Source organism: Clostridium sp. OM05-6BH, from assembly GCF_003481635.1.
GTDB lineage: Bacteria > Bacillota > Clostridia > Lachnospirales > Lachnospiraceae > Butyribacter.
Genome location: NZ_QULH01000002.1, coordinates 57599 through 79700, shown reverse-complemented (window position 1 = coordinate 79700; position 22102 = coordinate 57599). Strand labels below are relative to the sequence as shown.

The 22102-nt window shown below is 44.3% G+C and carries 19 protein-coding genes; all 19 read right to left on the bottom strand.

Features of this window, described 5'->3' with window-relative positions:
• Window positions 1-7 precede the first annotated feature (7 nt).
• Complete coding sequence (smc, locus tag DXB73_RS02825; RefSeq protein ID WP_118690089.1) at window positions 8-3571, bottom strand: chromosome segregation protein SMC; 3564 nt, start codon at window positions 3569-3571, stop codon at window positions 8-10.
• Window positions 3572-3579: 8 nt separating this feature from the next.
• Entirely contained in the window at window positions 3580-4266 is a 687-nt protein-coding gene (rnc, locus tag DXB73_RS02820) for a ribonuclease III (RefSeq protein ID WP_118690088.1), read from the bottom strand.
• An 18-nt stretch (window positions 4267-4284) separates the two neighbouring features.
• Window positions 4285-4512, bottom strand: a complete 228-nt coding sequence (locus tag DXB73_RS02815; RefSeq protein ID WP_022026308.1) for an acyl carrier protein — start codon at window positions 4510-4512, stop codon at window positions 4285-4287.
• Between the two features lie 37 nt (window positions 4513-4549).
• Window positions 4550-5566: a phosphate acyltransferase PlsX gene (gene plsX / locus DXB73_RS02810; RefSeq protein ID WP_118690087.1), complete on the bottom strand. Its 1017-nt coding sequence runs from the start codon at window positions 5564-5566 to the stop codon at window positions 4550-4552.
• Window positions 5567-5596: 30 nt separating this feature from the next.
• Window positions 5597-6373 (bottom strand): protein-glutamate O-methyltransferase CheR, encoded by a 777-nt coding sequence (locus tag DXB73_RS02805; RefSeq protein WP_118690086.1) that lies wholly within the window; start codon window positions 6371-6373, stop codon window positions 5597-5599.
• A gap of 116 nt (window positions 6374-6489) precedes the next feature.
• Window positions 6490-7599, bottom strand: a complete 1110-nt coding sequence (gene rpsA / locus DXB73_RS02800) for a 30S ribosomal protein S1 (protein ID WP_118690085.1) — start codon at window positions 7597-7599, stop codon at window positions 6490-6492.
• On the bottom strand, window positions 7583-8428 hold the full coding sequence (gene ispH / locus DXB73_RS02795) for a 4-hydroxy-3-methylbut-2-enyl diphosphate reductase (RefSeq protein ID WP_118506491.1): 846 nt from the start codon (window positions 8426-8428) through the stop codon (window positions 7583-7585). Before ispH ends, rpsA begins: the two co-directional genes overlap by 17 nt.
• A 44-nt stretch (window positions 8429-8472) precedes the next feature.
• Window positions 8473-9132, bottom strand: coding sequence for a (d)CMP kinase (gene cmk / locus DXB73_RS02790; RefSeq protein ID WP_022026304.1), 660 nt, complete (start codon window positions 9130-9132; stop codon window positions 8473-8475).
• Window positions 9133-9151: 19 nt separating this feature from the next.
• A complete protein-coding gene (locus tag DXB73_RS02785; RefSeq protein WP_347559513.1) occupies window positions 9152-10381 on the bottom strand; it encodes an NAD(P)/FAD-dependent oxidoreductase in 1230 nt (409 codons plus the stop codon).
• A gap of 1 nt (window position 10382) precedes the next feature.
• Window positions 10383-10892, bottom strand: coding sequence for a CinA family protein (locus DXB73_RS02780; protein WP_207665546.1), 510 nt, complete (start codon window positions 10890-10892; stop codon window positions 10383-10385).
• Window positions 10876-11418, bottom strand: coding sequence for a CDP-diacylglycerol--glycerol-3-phosphate 3-phosphatidyltransferase (gene pgsA / locus DXB73_RS02775; protein ID WP_118506488.1), 543 nt, complete (start codon window positions 11416-11418; stop codon window positions 10876-10878). Before pgsA ends, DXB73_RS02780 begins: the two co-directional genes overlap by 17 nt.
• Before the next feature lie 26 nt (window positions 11419-11444).
• Window positions 11445-12797 carry a 30S ribosomal protein S12 methylthiotransferase RimO gene (gene rimO / locus DXB73_RS02770; RefSeq protein WP_118690083.1) on the bottom strand — a complete coding sequence of 451 codons (1353 nt, stop codon included), beginning with the start codon at window positions 12795-12797 and terminating at the stop codon, window positions 11445-11447.
• A gap of 15 nt (window positions 12798-12812) precedes the next feature.
• The gene (gene folD, locus DXB73_RS02765) at window positions 12813-13661 is read right to left on the bottom strand and encodes a bifunctional methylenetetrahydrofolate dehydrogenase/methenyltetrahydrofolate cyclohydrolase FolD (protein WP_118690082.1); all 849 of its coding nucleotides are present in this window, start codon (window positions 13659-13661) and stop codon (window positions 12813-12815) included.
• Window positions 13662-13809: 148 nt separating this feature from the next.
• The gene (locus DXB73_RS02760; RefSeq protein ID WP_118690081.1) at window positions 13810-15483 is read right to left on the bottom strand and encodes a nucleoside kinase; all 1674 of its coding nucleotides are present in this window, start codon (window positions 15481-15483) and stop codon (window positions 13810-13812) included.
• Window positions 15484-15523: 40 nt separating this feature from the next.
• Window positions 15524-16198, bottom strand: coding sequence for a class I SAM-dependent methyltransferase (locus DXB73_RS02755; RefSeq protein WP_118690080.1), 675 nt, complete (start codon window positions 16196-16198; stop codon window positions 15524-15526).
• The gene (gene rpoD, locus DXB73_RS02750) at window positions 16198-17586 is read right to left on the bottom strand and encodes an RNA polymerase sigma factor RpoD (RefSeq protein WP_118690079.1); all 1389 of its coding nucleotides are present in this window, start codon (window positions 17584-17586) and stop codon (window positions 16198-16200) included. The genes DXB73_RS02755 and rpoD overlap by 1 nt, the downstream gene beginning before the upstream one ends.
• A gap of 54 nt (window positions 17587-17640) precedes the next feature.
• Complete coding sequence (gene dnaG / locus DXB73_RS02745; RefSeq protein ID WP_118690078.1) at window positions 17641-19440, bottom strand: DNA primase; 1800 nt, start codon at window positions 19438-19440, stop codon at window positions 17641-17643.
• 92 nt (window positions 19441-19532) lie between these two features.
• A complete protein-coding gene (locus tag DXB73_RS02740; RefSeq protein WP_118690077.1) occupies window positions 19533-20573 on the bottom strand; it encodes a deoxyguanosinetriphosphate triphosphohydrolase in 1041 nt (346 codons plus the stop codon).
• A 50-nt stretch (window positions 20574-20623) separates the two neighbouring features.
• Window positions 20624-22090: a tRNA (N6-isopentenyl adenosine(37)-C2)-methylthiotransferase MiaB gene (gene miaB, locus DXB73_RS02735; RefSeq protein WP_118690076.1), complete on the bottom strand. Its 1467-nt coding sequence runs from the start codon at window positions 22088-22090 to the stop codon at window positions 20624-20626.
• Between the last annotated feature and the right edge of the window lie 12 nt (window positions 22091-22102).

The window sequence follows — 22102 nt, the reverse complement described above, 5'->3', positions numbered from 1 at the left end:
TGTCCATCTAATTGGCAATCTCTTTTTCATCCAACAGACTGACAGAAACCAACGTAGATACTCCCTTTTCCTGCATAGTGATACCATATAGGATATCTGCAGCATTCATCGTACCACGTCGATGCGTAATAACGATAAACTGTGTATTTTCGGTCAATTTATGCAGATAATTGGCATAACGCCCTACATTAGAATCATCCAACGCTGCCTCGATCTCGTCCAACAGACAAAACGGAGATGGTTTCAGACTTTGGATGGCAAAAAGCAGTGCGATCGCTGTCAGAGCTTTCTCTCCACCGGACATCTGCATCATATTTTGCAGTTTCTTTCCCGGCGGCTGGGCAACGATCTTAATGCCTGCCTCAAGGACATCTTCTCCCTCTGTCAACTCCAGTGCTCCACGTCCACCACCAAATAGTTCCTTAAACACTTTATCAAAACGTGTCTGAATTTCAGCAAACTGTTCTTCAAACTGTTTTCTCATCTCAGTATCCAGTTCCTCGATAATGCCACGTAAGACATCGGCTGCCTTAATGAGATCATCATGCTGGCCGTTAAGCAGTTCATAGCGTTCCATTAGCTCCCGGTACTGTTCAATTGCATTGACATTGACATCCCCTAAGCCTTTGATCTTGCCTTTTAGGGTTTTGATCTGGGCACGCATTTGCGCCCCGGACATATTTAACGCTACACGAATTTCTTCCGCTTTACTAAAGGTCAGTTCATACTGCTCCCACATATAGTTCGTGTAAGAATCCATCTTTTCCTGCAATTTTTCCTGACTGTTGCGCAGGCGGAACACCTCTTTATCCAATGCATTCATCTGCTCCGATAAGCTCTCCCGACGCTCAAAAAAGCCTTTCTGCCTCGTTGTCAGCTCCTCACGTTTCTGCACTTTCTGCTCAACCATCTCTGTCAACGTCGTGATCTGCACAGAAAGCTGATCCATCTGCTGTCTTAAATCCGCGATCTGTGCCTCTTTTTGACGTACCCTCTCATCTGCCTGCATATTATTCCCGGATGCTTCCTCCATCTGCTGGCAAATATTCTGCAGTTCTCCGGCAACACGATTCACATTTTCTTGCTGAAACTGTTTCTTCTGCTCCAATGTTGTATAGTCCAATTGGAGCTGTGCATCTTCTGTCTCTAATTGTTTTTGCTGCTCCCGGACCTGATCAAGCTTGTCCGTACACTCTGCAATGCGCTCTTCGCGGATCTTATTCTGATCCTCATTTTCCTTACGTTGATCCTGCAGCTTATCTAATTCATCCTGCAGCTCCTTTTTCTGTCCCTCGATCCCCTGACTTTCAAAACGAATGTGATCAAGCTGTTCCTTCGCTTGTTCCATATCGCGGTTTGCACGATCATATTGCAATTTTGCAGTATTTTGCTGCAATACCAGTTCTTCTCGCAGGTGATGATTTGTCTCGATCTTCTGACGGATCTGCGCACCATCTTTCTCATACTTGGCAATATCTGCATCGATTTCGGTAAGGCGCGCTTTCCATTTCTTCGTCTGCTGCTCAAGTTCCTCCATCTCGCGGCGTCTTCCCAACAGATTATTGTTGTTACGAAAAGCACCACCGGACATAGAACCACCCGGATTTAAGAGTTCACCCTCTGTCGTAACGATACGTATCGTGTGATGATACTTCTTGGCCAAAGCGATCGCATGATCGATATGATCAACTACAACAAAACGTCCCAGCAAATATTCTACCAATTCTGAGAAGCGATCTTCTGCCTCTACAAGGGTGGATGCCATACCGATCACACCCGGCTCTGCCATAATATTTTGTGCGCGGCTTGCTGCCTTTGTATGTATATTGGTCAACGGCAAAAATGTAGCTCTGCCGTAGCGATTCTTTTTTAAATGAGCGATCATACTTTTGGCGGTCTGCTCATTATCGGTCACGATATTTTGAATGCTGCCGCCAAGTGCAGTTTCCACTGCGATCTCATACTTTTTATTTACGCGGATAATATCTGCCACAACTCCGACAATGCCAGGATAATTCGGCTTTTGCTCCATAACACGCTTGATGCTCTGCCCAAACCCCTCATAGCGCTCTGTCATATTTTGCAGAGAACGCAGTCTGGAATGATCCATGTGATACTGTCGCTCCGTCTCACGGCGCTCGAGATTTAACTGCTCTGTCTGTCCCTGCAGATGCTTGACAGAATGTGCGAGTTCTGCTCCGGCATCATCTAACGCTTGTATCTTATCCGTGATCTCCTGCAGATTGCTTTGCTCTCGGTCTAAAATTTCCTGCAAACCGGCCGTTTGCGTTTTATTTTCCAAAATCCGTTTTGTCAGTTCCACTTTTTTGATATTGTTCTGCTCTAACAGCGTTTGAAAGCGTTCTTCCTGCGTCACAACATCTGTATTTGCATCTTTTGCCTGTGCGATCGCCTCATTGTGACCTGCGATCTCCTGCTCGAGAAGTGCGATCTCATTGCCGGTCTTTTCCCGCTTAGCAGTAACATCCTGACGGGACTGTTCCATCTGCTGTAATTTATCTTCAAATTCTTTCGTTTTTGCGCGATGCTCTTCCTGTTCGCTTTCCAGTTCAGACACTTTGGCACGGTAGTTCTCTATCTGCTCACGATAATACAGCTCGCTTTGGCGCACCGCATTGATCTGCTCCTCTAATACTTTTATATCGCCTTCCTGCTGATTCAACTTCACTTTATCAGCACTCAGCGTTTCACGGCATTCTTCCAGATTCCGCGTATGTTTATCCAGTGCCTCTTCTAATTGAATATATTCTGACTTGACCGTTTCATATTCTTCCTTTGTCTTAGCCAGATCTCCATCTGCAATACTTTCCTTCTCGCGAAGTTCCTCCATGGAAGCGCTGTTTTCTTTGTAATCCTGCAAAAATACATTGATATCCAGATTGCGCAGTTCATCACGGTAACTCAAATATTCTTTTGCTTTTTCGGATTGCGCCTCCAATGGCTCAACCTGTTTTTCCAACTCCGATAAAATGTCTTCGATTCGCACAAGATTTTGCTGCTCTTCCTCTAAATTCTTCTCAGCAACCGTTTTGCGCTTTTTGAACTTCACAATACCGGCAGCCTCGTCAAAAAGCTCGCGACGCTCTTCCGGCTTACCACTTAAGATCTTATCAATCTGACCCTGCCCGATGATAGAATAACCTTCCTTACCAATACCGGTATCTAACAGTAATTCCTGAATATCCCGCAAACGACACGAAGCACCGTTGAGCAGGTACTCGCTTTCACCGGATCGGTATACCCGTCGAGCAATCTTTACCTCTTCATACGGCACTTTCAACTTGTGATCTTCATTATTGATCGTGATCGCCACATACGCAAAGCCCTGTGGCTTACGAAGCTGTGTTCCGGCAAAAATGACATCTTCCATCTTCGCTCCACGAAGCTGTTTGGCACTCTGTTCACCAAGCACCCATCTGACAGCATCTGCCACGTTACTCTTACCACTGCCATTTGGTCCAACGATAGCAGTGATTCCGTTATGGAATTCAAATACTAATTTATTGGCAAACGACTTAAAGCCATGTACCTCCAAACTTTTTAAATACATCCCTTACCTCATTTCTCCCGCAAAGCAAGAATTGCCTCATACGCTGCCGACTGCTCTGCTTTTTTCTTTGTTCTTCCTGTCCCGACCGCTATCTTTTTACCGTTGATCATCACAGCAACCTCAAATGATTTACAGTGATCCGGTCCGGTTTCTTTCACCAACTGATATGCCAATGCAAGATGTCTTCCCTGCACAATCTCCTGCAGGATCGTTTTGCTGTCATAAAACAACTTTTTGTTCTCGATATCACGCAGCACAAATGCCTCGACATACTCTTTTGCTCTGGCAAATCCTCCATCCAGATAAACAGCACCGATCGTAGCCTCCATGGCATCTGACAAAATAGAATCCCGCTCTCTGCCCCCGGTGCGATCCTCTCCTTTACCCAAAAGCAGATAATCACCCAAAGAAATTTCTCGCGCACAAGCTGCCAGCGTCGGTTCACAGACATAACTTGCCCGTATCCTTGTAAGATCTCCCTCTGGTTTCTGCGGATTTTCCTTAAAAATATACTCGCTGGAGATCAACTCTAATACAGCGTCTCCCAAAAACTCCAAACGCTCATTGCATTTATATTTTTTCAGTCGTTTTTCATTTGAATACGAACTGTGAGTCAATGCCGTCACCAACAGATACGGATTTTCAAACGTGTATCCAATCTTTTTTTCAAACTCAATTATCTTTTCCTGTCTCACTGTTCATCATACTCCTTTTTATGCAGGTATCATCACAAGATTGCACAGATCCTGTACCGTCTTCACCTGATACACCGCTTCTTCCTCTAAAATAACATCAAACGTGTCTTCCATTCCCATAATGATCTGAAAAACTTCCAGAGAATCCACTCCCAGATCCTCCACCAGCCGCGCTTTGGCATAAATCTGCTCCGAGTCTTTGCCCAGAACTTCTGCAATGATCATCTGCAGCTTTTCAAACTCCATAAGAAACACTCATTCCTTTCCCATCTCATACTATTCGCTAATCTTCCTGCTTTACTGCAAGATTCTCTTTGATCTTTTCATTGATCTGCTCTTCGGTAAACTGCACACACTGCAAAATGCCCATTTTGACATCTTTCGCATTGGAGCTGCCATGCGTTTTAACAACTAATCCTCTCAAGCCAAGCAATGGTGCTCCACCATGATCATCCGTGTTAAACTCTTTCATTGTCTTTTTCAATGCTGGCTTGATCAACAATGCCCCTATCTTACTGCGAAGTGTAGACATGAGCCCCTGCTTCACCTTAGAAAGCAGCGTCCCTGCCAATCCCTCGTATAATTTCAAAATAACATTGCCAACAAATGCCTCACATACAATAACATCGGCATCACCCTTCGGAATGTCTCTTGCTTCAATACTTCCGGTAAAATTAATATCTTTACATTCTTTCAATAAAGGATATGTTTCTTTCACCAATTGGTTTCCTTTTTCTTCTTCTGCGCCAATATTTACAATAGCAACTTTAGGATTGTCTACTCCAACAACGTGTTTCATATATATGGATCCCATCTGTGCAAACTGCACCAAATGAGAAGCTCTGGCATCTACATTTGCTCCACAATCGATCAGCAATGCCGGTCCTTTGGCCGTTGGGATCAATGGCGCTAACGGTGCTCGTTCAATACCTTTGATCCTTCCAACGATCATCTGACCACCAACTAATATAGCACCGGTGCTTCCTGCTGATACAAATGCATCTGCCTCGCCTTTTTTAACGAGTTTCATGCCAACTACGATGGAAGAATCCTTCTTTTTGCGAACTGCCATCACCGGTGGCTCGTCAAATCCGATCACTTCCTCTGCATGAACGATCTCTATGCGCTCTTTATCATACGTATATTTTGCAAGCTGCTCCTTGATCGCATCCGTTCTACCTACCAATACGATAGAAATATTTGTATTTTCCTGCAATGCTTCTACGGCTCCCTGTACCGGAACCTCTGGTGCGTAATCACCACCCATCGCATCCACAACGATCTTAATCTTAGTCTCCATCTTTCTTCACCATGCCTTTCACTATCCACACTATAAGCGTTTATAAAAAAATGACTTAAAACTTGCAAATCCGATATTGCCGGGCGATATGATCTGTTCTGTACTTCCAACAAACAACAACCCGTCTTTTTTAAGGGATGCATTAAACTTTTGATATATCTCCTTTTTGGCTTCCTCCGTAAAATAAATCATCACATTACGGCAGACGATCAGATCACATTCTTTTGGATATCTATCCTTCAGCAGATTATGTTGACAAAATTTGACACAACGCTTGATCTGATCACTGATCTGATAACTCCGGTCAGAAACCTGTGTAAAATATTTCGACACAAATTCTTTCGGTAGTCCTTTTAAGCTCTTTTCATCATAAATACCCATCTGCGCCTTTTCTAACACTTGTCTGTCAATATCCGTCGCATAAACATGGATCTTATCCAGCGGAATAAACTTTGCTAACAGCATAACAAGTGTATACGGTTCATCTCCTGTCGAGCAGGCAGCACTCCATATATGCAGATCATTGCCAAAGCGCTCAAATAAATACGGAAGCATCTCATCTTCTAACAGCTTCCATTGCTCCGGATTGCGATAGAATTCAGATACATTAATGGTCAAGTATGCCACAAACTCATCCAATCTCACTTTATCTGTCTTTAGCAATCGGATATACTCCTCGTATGATGTAATCTTGCACTTTGTGATCAACGCATCAATGCGTCGTTTCATCTGACGTTCTTTATAACAACTCAGGTCTATCTGGGTCAACCCGAATACCTGTTTCTTAAACAACTCATAATCGCCCATTTCTGACCTCCTTTACATACGCAAATTTCATTCCATACTTTTCGCACAAACGAAAACCCTATACGAAAAAAATCGCCAACCCGTACAAGTACGGATTGGCGAGCGATTACCTACTATTACTCTGCTGGCTCTTCAGCGACATCCTCTTCTTCCTCCGCCTGTGAGTCATTCAATAAAGCCTTGATGCTCAGGCTGATCTTGTGATCTTCGCTATTGAAATCAACAACTTTAGCTTCCACTTCCTGACCAACTTTCAATACATCAGACGGCTTATCAACATGCTCCTTAGAGATCTGAGATACATGCAGTAATGCATCAACACCAGGCTCTAACTCAATGAATGCACCGAAATCAGCCATACGTGCAACTTTACCCTTCACAACAGAACCAACGCTATATTTTCCATCAGCATTTAACCATGGATTCTGATCCTCAAACTTCAGGCTCAATGCAATCTTATCGTCTTTGATGTCTTTAATAAGAACCTTAGTCTTGTCGCCAACGTTGAATACCTTTCTAGGATTTTCAACACGTCCCCAAGACATCTCTGAAATATGAAGAAGTCCGTCTGCTCCGCCAAGATCGATGAATGCACCGAAATCTGTCAAATTCTTAACAACACCTTCTACAGTATCGCCAACATGAATTCTTGCAAAAAGCTCTTCCTGTTTCTTCTTCTTCTCTGCAACCAAAAGCTGCTTTCTGTCACCAATGATTCTTCTCTTCTTTGGATTAAACTCGCTGACAACGAACTCAATCTCCTGTCCTGCATACTTAGAAAGATCTTTCTCATAAGTATCAGATACAAGGCTGGCTGGAATAAAGATCTTAGTCTCATCAACGATGACACTCAAGCCACCTGTTAATACATTGACAACCTTAGCTGTAAGTACTTCTTTATTCTCAAATGCTTCACGAATGCGCTCATTACTCTTCTCCATAGCAAGGCGTTTGTATGTTAATAATACCTGTCCCTCACCATCATTCACCTTGAGTACCTTGGCGTTCATTTTGTCGCCTTCTTTCACAACATCTCTCAGATCAATGCCGGATTGATTACTATACTCATTTCTAGTAATGATACCATCTGCTTTGTAGCCGATGTTAAGAACGATCTCATCTTCCTTAACGCTGATGACTGTCCCTTCTACAACCTCTCCATTGTGGATTGTTACTAATGATGTTTCTTCCAATAACTGTTCAAACTCATTATTCATTTCTGACATATGATTGAACCTCCTTAATAATAGTATTTGGGGTCGAGGCCCCTGCAGTAATACCCACGCTACGAAAAGATTGAAATTGCTTCAAATCCAAGTCATCAAGTGTCTGTATAAAATGTGTGTCCGGACACACATTCTTGCATATTTCATACAGTTTCTGCGTGTTCGAACTATGTTTTCCACCTATCACTATCATTGCGTCGGAGTCACCGGCAATGGCTGCCGCTTCCGTCTGACGCTCTTCGGTAGCGTTGCAAATTGTATTCATAACGTCTATATCATAACTCTTTTTCGAAAAAATATCAACTATATCTTTAAATTTCTTGTAATTAAATGTCGTTTGTGCCACAACACAAAGCTTCCTGGCTGGTTCCTGACTATAATTTTCTGCCTCCGAAACGCTTCCGATCACTGTAGCTGCGCCATTGCACCATCCATTGATCCCTTCCACTTCCGGATGGTTTGCATTGCCGACAATGACAATACAGCTTCCTTCCTGATATTTTTTCTCAACAATGCGATGGATCTTGCTGACAAAAGGACAGGTCGCATCAACAATGCGAACCTTTTTGTCTTCCAGTTGATGATACACGTCTGCGCTGATGCCATGTGAGCGGATGATCACCGTCGCATCCTCCGCTTTGGAAAGTTCTTCCGGCGTATCGATCACACGCACACCTTTTTGTTCCAGATCCTGCACAACCTGCTCATTGTGAATGATCGGACCGAGCGTATACACTTTCTTTCCCGTCTCCGCTTCCTTATAAACCATTTCCACTGCCCGCTTCACTCCAAAGCAAAAGCCCGCACTCTTAGCCAATGTAACTTTCATACAAATCTTTCAATCCTTTCTATGCCCACAAAGATCCGTTTTGTTCAGGCCTTTTGAACGAGTGATACGATCTTTGTCACTACTTCCTCGATCGTCATATCAGAGGTGTCTAGATAAATAGCATCTTCTGCCTGCTTTAACGGGGCGATCTCACGATTCATATCCTGCTCATCACGTGCAATAATATCCCTTTCGATCTGGGCAAGATCACTTTCCACACCGCGTTCCTTCTGCTCCAAATAACGTCTTTTAGCTCGCTCCGATGCACTGGCTGTAAGATATATCTTAAGCTCTGCATCCGGCAGGACACAAGTTCCAATATCCCGGCCGTCCATGATCACATTGTTAGCTGCCGCAAGTTCCCGCTGTAAATAAAGAAGTTTCTCACGTACAGCAGGATATTTTGAAGTATTAGATGTCATCATGCTAACCTCTTCTGTACGAATAAAGGCATTGACATTTTCACCGTTAAGAAGTACCTGCTGTTCTCCCTCCTGATAAGCAATCGTCACATTGATATGCTCACAGGCCTCTGCAATCTTTTTCTCATCTTTTGCATCAATTTCCCGACGCAGAAAATACAGCGCCATCGCACGATACATGGCTCCGGTATCTACATAAATGAAATCCAGTTTCTTCGCTGCCATCTTGGCAATAGTACTTTTGCCGGCTCCTGCCGGTCCGTCAATTGCAATATTATACATATCTATCCTCCATTATCATTCAATACACTGATATTCCTGCCAAATACCCGGTTGACCACGCAACCTGAAGATTATACCCTCCCGTCACACTATCTACATCGATCAGCTCTCCGGCGGCAAATAAATGTGAAATCTCCTTTAATTCCATAGTTGCCGGATTGATCGCCTTTACGGAAATGCCTCCTCCGGTAACGATCGCTTCCGGAAAATCCCGCAGCTTTTTGACGGTACAGGTGAGATCTTTGCATAGCTTAACCAGTCTGTGCCGCTCCTGCCTAGTCACCTCATTGACCTGCTTATCCGGCGTGATCTCGGAAAGTTCCACGATAACCGGGATCAATTTTGACGGCAGCAGCTTTCCCAGACTATTTTTAAACATGCTGTTTTTTTGTGCGGCAAAATCACGCTGTAACCGTTCATCTAACTGTTCTTCCGACAAGGCCGGTTTCAAGTCAATATGCAGTTTACAGTCTTTGGCACCTTTACGACCGAGCAGGCTGCTCGCCGACAAGACCAATGGTCCGCTTACACCAAAATGCGTAAATAGCATTTCTCCCTGTTCCTCGTATATTTTATGCGATCCACGTTCCACGCGCAACGACACATTGCGAAGCGATAATCCCTGAAGTCTGATTGGCCACTCTTCTACCGTCTCAACAGGCACTAACGCCGGATAACATGGTTCTAAAGCAACTCCTGCCTGTTTCAGCAGTCGTTGTCCATCACCTGTCGATCCGGTAGAAGGATATGCAAGTCCCCCCGTTGTAAGGATGACATCATCCGCTGCCAGTGTTTCCAATGCACCATGATAACTCTGTACTTTTACACCTTTACAAATATGATCTTCGATCATAAGTCCTGTCATCTTCGTATGCAATCTGACCGTAACATTTCTTCTGCGAAGTGCTTTCTGCAGTGTTTGCAGCACATCGGAAGACTTATCAGACTGCGGAAACACGCGATTGCCGCGCTCTGTCTTTACCGCCAGACCTTCCTGTTCCAAGAAGTCGATCATACGGCTGCTGTCAAAACTATAAAAGGCACTGTACATAAATTTCGGATTGGAGATCACATGATTCAAATGATTCTCTACATCACTGTCATTGGTGATATTACACCGGCCTTTTCCTGTAATAAATAATTTTTTCCCTAATTTTTCATTCTTTTCTATAATGGTTACCTGATGTCCACAGTCCGCTGCCGCAATAGCTGCCATCATACCGGCTGCTCCACCGCCTACAACGATCACCTCACTCAATCTGTTTCATCCTTTCTAATGCAAATTTCATTGCCTCACGGGCTGCCTGCAAGCGCACCTGCCCACGATCACCGTCAAAGCAATATTTTCTGCTCTCTGCGCACCCCCGAAAGCAGGTTCCGATGTAAACGGTTCCTGCCGGTGTCCCATCTTCACCATCTTCCGGTCCTGCATAACCTGTTGTCGTAACAGAAATATCGGCTCCACTGGCCTGCGCTGTTCCAAGCGCCATTTCTTCAGCCACCTGCGCACTTACCACCGTATACTTTTGAATCGTTGTCACGGATACATGAAGCAGTTTTTGTTTAACCCGGTCTGCGTACGTAACATATCCCTCTTCAAAGACATTTGATGCACCCGGTACATCTACAATACCCGCTGCGATCAGGCCTCCGGTACATGACTCCGCTGTAGAAATCTTATAACCGTTTTGGATACAATATTCTACTAACTGTACCGCCTCCTCAGATGGTACTCTTATCTCATTACATCTTTCCATCATCCATAACCTTCCAATTTTTGATCAAATAATCCAATAACGATACCACCGTAAGTACCAGTGCTAAATAGATCAATATCTGCTCGATCACAGCAACAACCGGATTGTGTATAGACAAGATCAAGACAATGACCATGATCATCTGTACAACTGTTTTTATCTTGCCCCACCAGCTCGCTGCTATCACGACACCGGCATCCGATGCGACCAGACGAAATCCACTAATGATAAACTCACGGCTTATGATCACAATAACAACCCAAGCCGGAATTCTGTTTAAGGACACCAGACAGATCATCGCCGAAGAAACTAATAATTTATCTGCCAACGGATCCATGAATTTTCCAAAATTGGATACAAGTTTATACTTTCTGGCGATATAACCATCTAAGGTATCCGTCAGACTTGCTACAACAAAAACAACTAATGCAATATATTTGCTATAAGGGATGGCTGATACAAGCATAAACACAACAAAAAAAGGTATTAAAAATACACGAAGCATCGTAATCTTATTTGGTAAATTCATATTTATCCTCCTTCAATTCTATTCTCTTATTCCTCTATGACCTCTCCAATGAGATCATACTCATCTGCACCGGTAATCTTGACGTTTAAGAAATCTCCCGACATCAGATTCCAATCAGTTGCCACAAATACATACCCGTCCACTTCCGGTGCATCCATATACGTCCTCGTAATATAAACACCATCTTCCGGCAGGGACCCCTCTACCATTACTTCTAAAGCACGTCCAATCTGTGCCGACGTCTTCTCAAAAGCAATCTTTTGCTGGATCTGCATGATCTCATCCCGCCGCTTTTCTGCAACTTCTTCCGGCACCTGTTCCTCCATTGCGGCTGCCGGTGTATCTTCTTCCCTTGAGTACGTAAATACACCAAGTCGATCGAATCGAAGTTCCTCCACAAATTCTTTCAGCTGTTCGAAATCCTGCTCACTCTCGCCGGGAAATCCTGTGATCAATGTTGTTCTAAGTGCAATATCCGGAATCTCCTGACGCAGATAATGTACCATATCCCGCAGTTCTTTGCTATTGGTACGCCGCCCCATCCGCTTTAATATGCTATCAGAACCGTGCTGGATCGGAATATCCAGATAATGACATACTTTCGGAAGCGTTTTGATCGCATGAACCAGCTCTTTTGTGATTTCCTCCGGATAGCAGTATAAAATGCGGATCCATTTCAGCTCCTCTAATTCCGATAATTTTTCCAAAAGCTCAGGAAGGCTCTTGTGTCCATATAGATCCACACCATATAATGTTGTCTCTTGTGCCACCAAGATCAGCTCTTTGGCTCCGTTTTGAACCAGATGTTCTGCCTGTGCAAGCAGATTCTCCATCGGAACACTGCGATAATGTCCGCGTACTTTCGGGATCACGCAGTACGTACAGCATTTATCACAGCCTTCTGCAATCTTAAGATATGCATAATATCCACCGGACATACTATCTCGATTCGTCAGCGGCGTCGGCAGATAATCAATATTCTGTAATGTCTCAACAACACCCTGATGCTCTTTTAACTCTTCGCGGATCGTTTCCGCGAGATTTTCATACCCCATTGTGCCGACAATAATATCGACTTCCGGTATCTCCGTTTGTATCTCTTTATGGTAACGCTGAGCCAGGCATCCCGCAGCCACAAGCAGCTTACATTTAGCTGTTTCCTTGTAGGACGCCATTTCTAACAATGTATTGATACTTTCTTCCTTGGCATCCCCAATAAAACAGCAGGTATTTACAACAATCACTTCTGCCTCTGTCTCTTCATTCACAAGACGAAAGCCCTGTTCCCGCAGTGAAGTGATCATCATTTCACTGTCCACAAGATTTTTGTCACACCCTAACGACACAAAATAAATTGGTGTTACATTCTGTTGTTCCATTCGTAGTCTCCATTTCTAACAATGTTTTCTCTGTGCAGATTCCACACAATTGTTCATAAGCATTGCGATCGTCATCGGACCAACGCCTCCCGGAACCGGTGTGATCGCCCCTGCAACCGGTTCAACAGAAGCAAAGTCAACATCACCACACAACTTGCCATTTTCATCACGATCCATTCCTACGTCAATGACAGCGGCCCCGTCTTTCACATAAGAAGCATCTACAAACTTCGCCTTGCCGATCGCAACGACTAAAATATCTGCACGCTTGGCAACCGTCTTCAGATCCGGAGTGTGTGAATGACAGATCGTCACCGTTCCATTTTCCCTAAGTAAGAGCATTCCCATCGGTTTACCAACAATATTACTCCGACCGATAATAACACATTCTTTGCCGTCAATCGTTATTCCAGAACGTTTCAAAAGCTGGATGATCCCTGCCGGTGTACAGGAAACAAAGCCCGGCTGCCCAATACTTAGACGTCCTACGCTCTCCGGATGAAAACCATCCACATCTTTGTCCGGCGAAATCGTACGGATCACTTTATCCTCATCAATATGCTTTGGCAGCGGAAGTTGAACTAAAATGCCATCGACATCTTCTTTAGCATTGAGCGATTGTACTAACTCCAAAAGCTCCTGCTCACTGGTCTCTTCCGGCAGTTCATATGCCAAAGAACGAATACCTACATATTCGCAGGCCTTCTTTTTGTTGCCGACATATACAGTAGATGCAGGATCTTTACCAACCTGAATCACGGCCAAAGTTACATCAATTCCTTTTTGTTTCAGAGCAGCAACCTGCTCTTTCACCTCATCTTTGATCTGTGTTGAAATTTTCTTTCCATCAATAATCTGTGCCATATCTTTTTGTCCTCATTTCTGCACACCATGTTATCTATCATATCTGCCGACCGTCCTACACTGCCTGCTGACAGATCTGGAAAAACTGTATTATGTGTGCCTAATACAGCCCTGCTGTCAATGTTGCAATTTTCTATACAGATTAATCCTATACATTAAAGACACTGCCTCCCACAAATTCACGCATCAGTGAATTTTTCGGGATGTCTTCACTGCTGATCCCAATGAAATAATCCAAAAACTTAAGCAGACGCTTTGCCTCGATATACTCCGGTGCATCCTTCGGTATTCCAAAGAGGATTGCTTCTGCATACGGTTTTAAAACAGCAAGCTCATAAATCAGTGCCGAGTTAAACATAACATCCGCCTCTTCCTGAAATGGGAATATATATTGATCTTCCCCGCGGCGTACCGATGGCCACATACCGATCGTGCGAGCGGCCGAAGCGCCTCTTGTTCTGGCATCACGTACCATTCGCCGGATCAATCTGCCATCTGTCGTAGAAATCCGATTATGCTCATCAATGTTGATCTGGGTCAGCGCACTGATGTATATCTTAAACTTACTTTCTTTTGGAAGCGTATAAGATAGTTTATCATTCAAGCCGTGGATCCCCTCGATCACTAATATATCATCCTCACCTAACTGCTTATAATCTCCTTTATATTCTTTTTGACCGGTCACAAAATTAAAAGTCGGCAGTTCGACACGTTTTCCGGCAAGCAGCTCATTCATCTGCTGATTAAACAGTTTAACATCGATTGCTTCAAGACATTCAAAGTTATAATTGCCATTTTCATCTAACGGTGTTTCATCGCGGTCTACAAAATAATTGTCTAATGCGATCGGATGCGGATGCACTCCGAGTGTTCGAAGCTGAATCGACAAGCGATGAGAAAATGATGTCTTACCGGAAGAAGACGGACCTGCGATCATGACAAATTTCTTACTTGGGTCATTGGCGATCTGCTCTGCGATCTGCGCAATCTTTTTCTCCTGAAGTGCTTCCTGTACCAATATAAGTTCCGGCGCACCACCATGCGAGATCACATCATTCAACGCACCTACCGTATCAACATCCACCATCTTGCCCCACGATTTCGCCTCCTGCAAGGTTGCAAACAACTTTGGACTTGGTTTGTGCAATGTTGTTTGATCCGGAGTTTTGCTATTGGGCAGATTCAGCATAAATCCGTTTTCATATGGCTCTAAACTGAAATACTGAAGTACACCGGTACTTGCCGGCATATAACCATAATAATAATCCTCAAATCCGTCTAATGTATATATATTTACCTTGGAAACACGACGATATTCAAATAATTTTTTCTTATCCATCATGCCATATTTTTCAAAAATACGCAGTGCTTCGGAAGTATCTACCGACCGTTTCAAAAATGGAATATCTCTATGTACCAGTTCTTTCATATACTGTTCAACCTGCTGCAGCAAAGATTCCGTCACAGGGACACCGCTCACTTCGCAGTAACAGCTATCGCCGATCTGATATTTCACATATACATTTTCCAACGGCTGCCCTTTGCAGACCGCATAAAACGCGCGTAACATCAGTAATGTCACACCACGAACATACGTCTTGTGCCCACTGTCATCTGCCGTCGTCATAAAACATATCTGGACATCCTCACGGATCCGCTTATTTAATTCCACCAATTTACCGCCACGTCTGGCTAGAATGATCGGATATGAATATGCCGATTGTACTTCTTTGGCCACCTGCTCATAGGTAACTCCCTCTTCGTAAGTTTTAGGAATCCTTTTAGCGCCAATGATCACTTCCACTTTAATCTGTTTCCCCATAACAACACCTTTGCCTTTCTGTCACTGACAATGCAGCCTGTTATCTCGGATTCAAAATATCTGAGATAGTCTGCTGTTCCTGAAGAATCTGCCTCTTCGCCGGCTGTGTATCCGGCATTGCCTCCAAAACACGCTGCACCCGCGCAAGCTCTTTTTGCATATATTCCAGAAATACCGGATGTCTCGTTTGCATCAGGTACCCTCCATATATATATTCTTCCTCCGTGAAGTAATGCTCACTGCCCCTCTCACACCGTATGATCGTATAATATTTACCCTGATCAAATACCATCTCTTCCCGTGCGATCACAAAACCCAGATCGTGCAGCGCATGACGTACTTTGTATATCTCTGACTGAGGCGAAAGTACCAGTTCTTTCGCAGACTGTGTTACGTGCGGAAATTCCCGCAAAATACGTTCCATCAAAGCTCCACCGATGCCGCTGATCAATATTGTATCTGCCTCGCCTTCTACAAGCTGCTGCAAACCATCTGACTTACGTAATGCGATCCTGTTATCGAGTCCATACTGATGTATATGTTCTTTCGCACGCATTAACGGTCCATCTGCCACATCCATAGCAATCCCTGCCGATGCAAGCTGATTCATCACCAAATATATAATGGTAAATCCATGGTCACATCCAATATCAGCAACAACACCGCCAGAGTGTACGAGATGCGCCACGGCCTGCAATCGTTTAGATAACTGCATTACTCCAAATAATCCTTTAATTTGCGGCTGCGGCTCGGATGTCTCAATTTGCGCAAAGCTTTCGCTTCGATCTGGCGGATACGCTCTCTGGTTACCTTAAACTCCTTACCAACTTCTTCCAATGTTCTGGCTCTGCCGTCTTCCAAGCCAAAACGAAGTTTGAGCACCTTCTGCTCACGATCCGTCAACGTGCCAAGCACTTCATCCAACTGCTCACGGAGCAACGTAAACGCTGCTGCCTCTGCCGGAACCGGTACATTATCATCCTGAATGAAATCACCCAAATGACTGTCTTCCTCTTCACCGATCGGTGTTTCCAAAGAAACCGGCTCTAAAGAGATCTTCTGAATCTCACGAACACGCTCTACCGGCATGCCCATCTGTTCTGCGATCTCTTCCGGATATGGTTCTCTGCCAAGTTCCTGCAATAACTGACGCTGAACACGTACAAACTTGTTGATCGTCTCTACCATATGAACCGGGATACGGATCGTTCTCGCCTGATCTGCAATCGCACGTGTGATTGCCTGACGGATCCACCAAGTTGCGTACGTACTGAATTTATATCCCTTTTTGTAATCAAACTTTTCTACTGCCTTGATCAGACCAAGATTTCCTTCCTGGATCAGATCCAAAAACAGCATTCCGCGACCAACATAACGCTTTGCAATGCTGACTACGAGACGAAGATTGGCTTCTGCTAACTTCTTCTTAGCCTCCACATCGCCCTCTTCCATACGTTTTGCAAGCTCAACCTCTTCATCCGCAGTAAGAAGCGGAACTTTACCGATCTCTTTCAGATACATACGTACCGGATCCTCAATACTGATACCATCCGGCACAGACAGATCGATATTCTCGATCTCATCATCGTCCGGAACTTCCCCATTATTCTCCAGTTCCAAGATCATATCATCATCGGTATCTTTGTCCTCCGAAATCTGTAAAACATCCACATTTTTTTGTTCCAAAAACTCTATGATCTTTTCGATACGCTCCTCTGTCAGATCAATATCCTTAAAAAAATTGTTGATCTCTGCGATCTCCAACACATTTTTCTTACTTTTTGCAAGATCTAACAATGCTCTCATGCGCTCCATAAATTTCTTTGTCTCATCTTCTGTCGCTTTTGCTTCTTTGGCAGATGCCTTCTTCGTCGTTGCGGCAGATGCCTTTTTCGTCTGCTTTTTCTCCGCAGGTTCTTTCGCAGCCGACTGCTTTTTCGTCGTTGTCTTAGCTGCCTTCTCAGACTCCGCTTTTGTCTCTGCCTTAGAAGCAGACGTTTTTTTCGTTGTGCTCGCCTTCTTAGCAGTTTTGGTCTGTTTCTTTTCCTTTGTCTCGGAAACGACTGTCTCCTGCAGCTCCGCCTGTTTCTTTTCTGTTGCCATGTTGTTCCTTCCTTTCTATCTGTGTACCGGGATATCCGGGTTTTTCCATTGTATCTATTGTCTATTCTGATCTCCTGTCAGGGAAATATGCAGTTTTCCCGGAGATTCCAGTTCTTTTTTCTGGCGGACAAGATCCTGAAGCTGTGAAAAATCCGTCAAAGTTCTTGTCTGATGTTCTATACTGCGCTCCTTGATCCGATGGATCAATTCGTTGACCGCCTTTTCTTTTTCACGGTTGTCCATCTTCGCAGATAATGTTGTCTGAAACATTCCTGCCACCATCCGCTGCTCTTCTACATCTTCAAACCGACTGATGATCTGTGCCGGTTCTGCTTGTCCGCGTTCCAGCTGCTCGTATAGCAGCCCCGCCACCTGACGATACGGCTCCTCTAAGAAATCCTCAACATGCACAATGTGTTTAACCTGTTCATAAAGGGCCGGCTGTTCGATCAACCAAGACAAAAACAGCCGATACGTATATGCCATTCCCTCCGGATCCTTGCGGATTGCCTTTCTTCTGCTCTGTTCATGTCGTTCTTCCATGACCTCCCGATAACCTTCCGGCTCCATATTGCTGTAGCGGATCATGAGGGATCTTAAATCTTCCTTCGGAACACTATACTTAGCAGATAACGCCTCCAAATAACTATCCCGCTGCACTTTGTCCTCAAACACCAAAAGTTTACGTGCCATTCCATGCACAAACTTTGTCTTTTCCTCCGGATCACTCAGATTGTGCTGTTTTCGAAGCACATCTACTTCAAAAAAGAAACTGTTCTGTGCTTGTTCCAGACGTTCTTCAAACGCATCACTGCCAAGTCCCTTGATAAACTCATCCGGGTCTTTGTATGGCTCCATATGAACCACACGTCCCGTAATACCTGCACGCCTTAATATCGGTATTGCACGCAGTGCTGCTTTGACTCCCGCCTCGTCACTATCATACGTCAGATAGATTTCATCAGTATATCTTCGAAGCAGATTGGCCTGCTGCTCTGTAAATGCAGTACCTAACGATGCCACTGCACCACTAAATCCTGCCTGATGCAATGCGATCACATCCATATATCCCTCACAAAGAATAAACTTCTTACGTTTGCCCTGCTTTGCATAATTGAGGCCAAACAGATTACGGCTCTTGTCAAAAAGTTTTGTTTCAGGAGAATTCAAATATTTCGGCTTGGCATCCCCCATAACTCTTCCTCCAAAACCAATAACCCGGTTATTCACATCCATGATCGGGAACATAACACGGTTCCAAAATTTATCATAAACGCCACGCTCATCCATCTTAAACAATCCGGTCTCACGCAAAATGCGATCATCATACCCTTCATGCCGTAAATAGCGGTAAAGCTCACCGCCGCCCTGTCCGGCATAACCTAAACCGAACCTTAAGATCGTTTCATCGCTAAGCTGTCGTCCCCGCAGATATTCAAGGCCTAATTTACCCTGTGGAGATTTTAGCGTCGCATAATAATATCTTGCCGCCTTGGCATTGATCTCCAATAACGTTGAGCGCAAGTTTTCTTCCTGTTTTTGCTTGGCAGTCATTTCCTGCTTTGGCAAAGTGATCCCTGCCCGCTCTGCCAAGCTTTCCATCGCTTCCGGAAACGAATAATTCTCATATTCCATGACAAACGTGATCACATTTCCACCCACACCGCAGCCAAAACATTTATACATCTGTCTCGCCGGGTTCACGGAAAAGGACGGTGATTTCTCACTATGAAACGGACATAGCCCGACATACCCGCTGCCGGAACGCTTCAATCGTACTGACGCGCCTATCACATCAACTATATCATTTGCCGACCGAACCTGTTCGATCTGTTCTTCTGTATATCTGGGCACACCGTTTCCTCCTTTCCGAAATCAAACACTCTATTTGGGTTATTCGACGTCTTTTTCCCATTTCCTTTTTTGCAGACAAAATATATTTTTCTTTATCGGTGTTCCACACCACGAACCGACCAGGACTTCGGTATCATGATCTCTTTATATAGGTTTACTGAATACCGATCACTCATGCACGCAATAAAATCACAGACCGTACGTTGTGTTGTTTCCCCTTGCCTGATCAATTCCAAAAATTCTTCCGGTAATTTGTCAGAATGATGAATAAAATATTCATATAATTGCTCGATCATATGTACAACTTTGCGCTCTTCGCCCTTGGCGATCGGATTGGTATATACATTAGCAAATAGGAACTTGCGCAATGCATACATTGCTTTCTCAACATCAGATGACATGCATATCTCATTCTTCCCCTCGCTGTTATGTACGATGTCATGCACCAACGTATTCAGGCGACTGTTGGTCGTATCACCCAAAACATCTGTCAATTCTTTTGGGATCTCCTCTTCCCGTATGATACCGGCTCGGATCGCATCATCTATATCCGAATTGATATACGCAATCTTATCCGATAAGCGAACAATCTTTCCCTCCAATGTCATAGGCATCAGACTTGTCTGATGGTTGAGGATTCCATCTCGTACTTCTGCCGTCAGATTTAAGCCTTTGCCATCTTTTTCCAGCCGTTCCACCACGCGAACACTCTGCTCATTGTGATGAAAACCGCCATATTCCTCAGAGATGCGGTTCAGTGCACGCTCTCCGGCGTGACCAAAAGGCGTGTGTCCAAGATCATGACCAAGTGCGATCGCCTCTGTCAGATCTTCGTTCAAAAGCAGCGCACGTGCGATCGTCCGCGCATTTTGCGCCACTTCCAACGTATGCGTTAAACGGGTACGATAATGATCTCCCTCCGGAGCCAAAAAGACCTGTGTTTTCTGTTTCAAACGGCGAAATGCCTTACAGTGCAAAATACGGTCACGATCGCGCTGAAAATCCGTTCGGATATCACACTGCGGCTCCTCGCGGTCGCGACCTCCGGACTCATCTGCATAAGATGCAAACGGACCTAATATTTGATGTTCCCGCTCTTCCTGCTTCTGCCGTAAACTTTTTGTCTGTGACATGGAAATCCCCCTTTTTCAAGTGCTGCGCCTTTTTCTGACCGCCATTGATATTACGCTTGTTCTCCCATATAATAAAAGCCTTTGCTTTCAATTAATTTCACCGGAATGATCTTGCCGATCAAGCAAGTTTCTCCCGGAAAATGCACGACATAATTTTGACTGGTGCGCCCTGTCATAAGAGATGCATCCTGTCCATTCTGTTCTTCAACCAATACCTCCACAACTTTGCCGACATCTTTGCCTGCATGTACTGCGGCAATCTGCTGAACTCGTTCTAACAAACGATCGAAACGTTCTTTAACCACTTCTTCCGGCACCTGATTCTCCATAGTGGCAGCAGGGGTTCCGGTGCGTTTACTATATATAAACGTAAAAGCGCTATCATACTGAACCTTTTCCACAACATCCATCGTATCCGCAAAATCTTCTTCTGTCTCTCCCGGGAATCCCACAATAATATCTGTCGTAAGGGCAATGTCCGGATTTTTGGCCCGGATCTTATCTACCAGTTCCAAATAGCTTTCCTTGGTATAATGACGATTCATGATCTTTAGCAGACGGCTGCTTCCGGACTGCAGTGGCAAATGTAGATGTTTGCATATTTTATCAGACTGCGACATCACCTCGATCAGCTCATCTGACAGATCCTTCGGATGTGAAGTCATAAAACGGATCCGCTCCAGCCCTTCGATCTGCTCTACCTGACGCAATAACTGTGCAAAACTGATCGGATGCTCTAACGTCTTACCGTAAGAATTTACATTTTGTCCCAGTAACATCACCTCAACAACGCCATCCGCTACCATACCTTTGATCTCTTCGATAATATCTTCCGGTTCGCGGCTGCGCTCACGTCCACGTACATACGGCACAATACAGTAACTGCAAAAATTATTGCATCCAAACATAATATTAACGCCGCCCTTAAAAGAATACTTACGGGAATTTGGCAATTCTTCCACGATCTCCGTTGTATCTTTCCAAATATCAATGATCATTCTCTTGGCATCCTGATCAAACAGTCGCATTGCCAGCAATTCTGCCAACTTAAATATATTATGCGTGCCAAAAATAATATCTACATTGCGATAACTCTTCTTTATGCGCTCAATAACTTCCGGCTCCTGCATCATGCAGCCGCAAAGGATCGTCAGCATGTCCGGATTTTTGGACTTGTAACGTTTTAACTGCCCTAGCCTTCCATATACCTTAAGATTTGCATTTTCACGAACGGTACAGGTATTATACAGCACCAGATCTGCCTGTTCACTATCCGTCTCCTCATATCCGATCGTCTGAAGAATACCTAGGATCTTTTCCGAATCTCTGGCGTTCATCTGACATCCAAATGTTTTAATATTGCATGTGAGCTTTCGCCCTTTTTCCTGCTCTTTCTGCGCAATATGCTGCTGCAGTTTTTTTATAAAATAATACTGTCTGTCCGGTTCTTTTTCCGGTGGCGGTAATGTAAGGTCTGCCGCCTGCACCATAGCATTTATATTGGTATAGTGTTCCATAAGTTAGCTGCT

Excerpts from the sequence above, each read along its gene's own strand:
- DXB73_RS02760 (WP_118690081.1), bottom strand. The coding sequence starts at position 15,483 with ATGGGGAAACAGATTAAAGTGGAAGTGATCATTGGCGCTAAAAGGATT.
- rpsA (WP_118690085.1), bottom strand. The coding sequence starts at position 7,599 with ATGTCAGAAATGAATAATGAGTTTGAACAGTTATTGGAAGAAACATCA.
- cmk (WP_022026304.1), bottom strand. The coding sequence starts at position 9,132 with ATGTATAATATTGCAATTGACGGACCGGCAGGAGCCGGCAAAAGTACT.
- folD (WP_118690082.1), bottom strand. The coding sequence starts at position 13,661 with ATGGCACAGATTATTGATGGAAAGAAAATTTCAACACAGATCAAAGAT.
- rimO (WP_118690083.1), bottom strand. The coding sequence starts at position 12,797 with ATGGAACAACAGAATGTAACACCAATTTATTTTGTGTCGTTAGGGTGT.
- DXB73_RS02805 (WP_118690086.1), bottom strand. The coding sequence starts at position 6,373 with ATGGGCGATTATGAGTTGTTTAAGAAACAGGTATTCGGGTTGACCCAG.
- DXB73_RS02755 (WP_118690080.1), bottom strand. The coding sequence starts at position 16,198 with ATGCAGTTATCTAAACGATTGCAGGCCGTGGCGCATCTCGTACACTCT.
- DXB73_RS02815 (WP_022026308.1), bottom strand. The coding sequence starts at position 4,512 with ATGGAGTTTGAAAAGCTGCAGATGATCATTGCAGAAGTTCTGGGCAAA.
- smc (WP_118690089.1), bottom strand. The coding sequence starts at position 3,571 with ATGTATTTAAAAAGTTTGGAGGTACATGGCTTTAAGTCGTTTGCCAAT.
- rpoD (WP_118690079.1), bottom strand. The coding sequence starts at position 17,586 with ATGGCAACAGAAAAGAAACAGGCGGAGCTGCAGGAGACAGTCGTTTCC.
- ispH (WP_118506491.1), bottom strand. The coding sequence starts at position 8,428 with ATGAAAGTTACATTGGCTAAGAGTGCGGGCTTTTGCTTTGGAGTGAAG.
- DXB73_RS02780 (WP_207665546.1), bottom strand. The coding sequence starts at position 10,892 with ATGATGGAAAGATGTAATGAGATAAGAGTACCATCTGAGGAGGCGGTA.
- DXB73_RS02740 (WP_118690077.1), bottom strand. The coding sequence starts at position 20,573 with ATGTCACAGACAAAAAGTTTACGGCAGAAGCAGGAAGAGCGGGAACAT.
- miaB (WP_118690076.1), bottom strand. The coding sequence starts at position 22,090 with ATGGAACACTATACCAATATAAATGCTATGGTGCAGGCGGCAGACCTT.
- pgsA (WP_118506488.1), bottom strand. The coding sequence starts at position 11,418 with ATGAATTTACCAAATAAGATTACGATGCTTCGTGTATTTTTAATACCT.
- plsX (WP_118690087.1), bottom strand. The coding sequence starts at position 5,566 with ATGGAGACTAAGATTAAGATCGTTGTGGATGCGATGGGTGGTGATTAC.